We start from the raw sequence: 3,813 nt of genomic DNA, 5'->3' as shown, positions 1-3,813 counted from the left end.
GATTTATTATTATTAGACGAACCTACAAATGCATTAGACACTGATGGAAATCAACGTTTAGAACAAATCTTAAAAGAAGAAAAATCAAATGGAACTACTATAATTGTTGTTAGCCATAGTTTAGAATGGTTAACCGATTTATGCGATGAAACGATTACAATGGAAAATGGAAAGATTTTGAAAAAACAAACTAAATACAACAAAAAGGGAGATGACTTAAGTGCATAAAAGTACAAAATTACTTTATGGATTAGTGACTCTTATAATGATTGTTGCTAGTCTTTTTTTTGGTATAACTATAAAAAAAACATGGAAAAATGATTTGCTTATTACTCCCAAAGACGTCTTTAATTATAGAATAAGTTATAACGAAATGCTAAACCACGAACTAAAAACCCCAGCAGAGATACGAACTTTTAATTCATTATATAGTAATGCTGACGTAATTGTTCGAATAAATATCAGTAAAAATGCTGTGCATAATAAAACTTACCAATCCTGTTATGTTGAGGGAAGAGTAAAAGAAATATATAAGGGAAAAGTTACTGAAAGTACAATAAAACTGATTGAATCTGTTTGTATATATCAAAAGAAAATGTATGGTGGAGATGGAGCTCTTTTATTTAACAATGGCGAAGATTATATTGTTTTTCTGAGGAAATATCCCGGTGATATGTATGGTAAATATGATAATACCTATGTTTTAACCACTGGAAGTATAAGCAAATATCACGTTACAAATGATACTGTAGATGGTAAATGTTTTTTAATGACACAAAAACACTCCGAAAATGCTTTATTAAAATATAAAAATTTGAAAAATTATGATTCATTCACGTTGGATCCTAACGTTGTTGAATTTTACGATAGTAACAAAAAAAACATAAATGATATTTTAAAGAAGGTGTAGCTTATGAAATTTGAAATAAAAAAACTATTAAATAGAAATGAATTATGTATTGCTTTTTTGGTATTATTAATTGCAGTATGTGGAAATTTTATATATACACTTCAATTATATAAAGGGTTTAAATATAGTGATATTCACTCTCCTAGCAATCTATACGTATTAAATAACATTACCCATTCTCCAACTGAATTATTTTTTTCTCTATTACTTCCCCTTATTAGTTGCTATATTGGTTCTTCTATAGCAATTGAAGAGCATAATAATGAAATTACTCCATGTATTTATACGCGAATAAGTAGAAAAAAACAACTTATAAAACAAGGGCTAGCAGTTGCAATCATTTCATGCGTAGTTTTTTTTACTGCCTTGTTAGTCAATTTATTATTAGTTAATTTATTTATACCTAAAGGAGGAAATAATTACTATTGTCTTCCTGAAGAAACAATACTATCAAGTTCTAATTATTGTATCTTTGAAGATATCTTAAAATATCATCCTATTTTATACATGGCTCTAACTATGCTTTATAGAGGAATTGTAGCTGGTGTTTTTGCATGGTTTGGATATGGCCTATCACATATGTTTAAGTTTTTTAAAAAAACTCATGTTATAGTTGCTCCTTTCATAATAATGACGGCATTTGAAATCTTATCTGTAATAATAGAAAGACTCACTAACTCTACTAATGCTTGGACGCGAATAGGTCTCTATTCTTCTACCTATACATTCAAGGAAGTTATACCTACATTAACACTTTTAGGGTTTTTCATTATTACAGGAGCAATCGGCATCTACATTGGAACAAAGAGGGAGGACATATATTAGTGATTGAATATTTACTAAAGAACTATAAAAAAATAATATTTTTTTCTTTCTATATTTTTATAATCCTTTTTGATATAGCTTTGTTTAAAGAAAACGTAATGATATGGAGGCGAGAAGTTTTTACTCTTTTACTAGCATTCCTTTACATTTTCAATATCTCTAGCGATATTGAAAATTTAATGGATTCTACAAGAATTGTCAGAGAAAAAAATAGAATTAAACTTGTATTAAGGGCTAATATTGCTAATTTTAAAACAGCAAGTATTTTTTCTATAATATATATTATCGCAATTAGAATAAACCATATTTTTGAAATAAAAAGACATATAACAGGTACTATGGGCGAATATACTTCAAATTTTTTTATTTCATCTTTACTAAAATTATTGGCTCAAGTACCTGGATGGCTGATATTAGGAGAACTTACAATTGCGTTGTTCTTCCTTCTTAAAAGTCGAGTGTTGGCTATTATTTTGACATGGGGAATAGTCATTATAACTGAAGGTGTTCAAGAAAAAATAGCCTTTTTAGGTATAAAAAAATATATATACTCCATTTATCACAATATGTTTCTTGGTTCGGATATTGGATTAAAAAACTTTACTCTTTTAGAAGGATTTGAATCAATACTGAAAAATTGTATGCTTTTTTTTGTAATATTAGCCATCACATGCATTATTTTAAAAAGGATAGATTTTCTTAAAAGGAGCTTAGAATAATGAATAAAAAAATCACATTGGCTTGTGCCGGTTTTTTATACTTGATTGCAAGATTATTAACTGCTGATAAAAGTGGAAATATTTATGAATTTTTTGTAAATGTTTTAGGTTCAATTCCAATATCTTCAAGTGAATCTTTTACTAACACATTAATAAACACTATGATTTGGATTTTTCCACAAGTAGTGTGTTGTTTTGTTTTTGCCACAACTTTTGAGGATAATATCAAAAGCAACGTTCCTTTGATCTTTACAAGAACTTCAAAAGTTAATTCTGTAATTAATAAGGAAGTTGTAAAACTTGTTAGGGAAGTTATTATTTCCACTTTATGTATGATTGTGGTTGTACTAGCTATCAGCTTTGGCATTGGAGCTAAAATCACCCCTTACTCATTATGTTTAATTGCCATTGACTCAATTAACATATGTGTATTTATGTGCTTTATTTGTGTATTTATTAATTTATTATCCTTAATCCTTTCATCTAGTTTAGCAATAATTATAGCATTATTTCTGGAATTATCTCAGGTTATCTTGATAATTAATAATGCACCTTTTCAAAAATATCTATTAATTAACGGAGTTTTACTAGAGCACAGGATTCAAATGGATTTATGGATGTCATTGCAATGTTTGGGAATACAAATTGTAGTATTTTTAGCTTTCATGATATTATTTAACGCATTATTTAAACTAAAAAAAGAACTTATTTTAATGGAATAGCAGATTCTGCTATTCCTTTTGTTATCTCATACAAATAATTTATACAAATACTTTTCGTTACAAAACTTGAAATTTCATACTTGTAGTGATACAGTTTGTAGTGTATGATATTTCACAATCTCCTAAGCTTTTATTTTAATCGTCTTAGAAAGATTCTGAAAATAACAATTTTTAAAAAAAAGGTTTTAGTGATGAAAAATGTTAGTAAAAGAAAGGAATTGAATATGGAATATATAAAGTTAGAGAATCTAACAAAAAAAATAAAGGGAAATATAGTATTAGATAACATTAACATAGAATTCCAAAAAGGAAAAATATATGGAATACAAGGTCATAATGGTTGCGGAAAAACTATGCTATTAAGAGCAATTGCCGGATTAATTGTTCCTACAACTGGTAACGTTATAATAGATGGAAAAATTATTCATAAAGATATTGATTTTCCTCCTAAAGTTGGAGTTTTAATTGAAAATCCTATGTTCTGGAAAAACTACACTCTTAAAGCAACTCTAAAAACACTCGCTTCTATAAAAAATGAAATTGGTGACATTGAAATAGAAAATGCTATAGAAAGAGTTGGGCTAAAAGGAAAAGAACAAACTTTAATCCGTAAATTTTCTTTAGGAATGAGACAACG

General features: G+C 27.5%; 5 protein-coding genes and 1 pseudogene. All 6 read left to right on the top strand.

The window, feature by feature from the left end:
- Positions 1–228 (top strand): annotated as a pseudogene (locus BLV79_RS12835) (hypothetical protein); the annotation flags it as partial.
- The gene (locus BLV79_RS12255; RefSeq protein ID WP_074719258.1) at positions 221–910 is read left to right on the top strand and encodes a hypothetical protein; all 690 of its coding nucleotides are present in this window, start codon (positions 221–223) and stop codon (positions 908–910) included. The pseudogene BLV79_RS12835 and the gene BLV79_RS12255, both read left to right, overlap by 8 nt.
- Positions 911–913: 3 nt before the next feature.
- Entirely contained in the window at positions 914–1,735 is an 822-nt protein-coding gene (locus tag BLV79_RS12250; RefSeq protein ID WP_074719257.1) for a hypothetical protein, read from the top strand.
- Positions 1,735–2,454: a hypothetical protein gene (locus BLV79_RS12245; protein ID WP_074719256.1), complete on the top strand. Its 720-nt coding sequence runs from the start codon at positions 1,735–1,737 to the stop codon at positions 2,452–2,454. Before BLV79_RS12250 ends, BLV79_RS12245 begins: the two co-directional genes overlap by 1 nt.
- Positions 2,454–3,176, top strand: a complete 723-nt coding sequence (locus BLV79_RS12240) for a hypothetical protein (RefSeq protein ID WP_074719255.1) — start codon at positions 2,454–2,456, stop codon at positions 3,174–3,176. Before BLV79_RS12245 ends, BLV79_RS12240 begins: the two co-directional genes overlap by 1 nt.
- A 224-nt stretch (positions 3,177–3,400) precedes the next feature.
- A partial coding sequence (locus tag BLV79_RS12235) for an ATP-binding cassette domain-containing protein (RefSeq protein WP_159429366.1) occupies positions 3,401–3,813 on the top strand: 413 nt, incomplete at its 3' end.

Origin of the sequence: Lachnobacterium bovis DSM 14045, assembly GCF_900107245.1 — a bacterium.
GTDB classification, from domain to species: Bacteria; Bacillota; Clostridia; order Lachnospirales; family Lachnospiraceae; genus Roseburia; species Roseburia bovis.
Note: the sequence above shows the minus strand (reverse complement) of the source record. Positions and strands in the feature narration are given on the sequence as shown.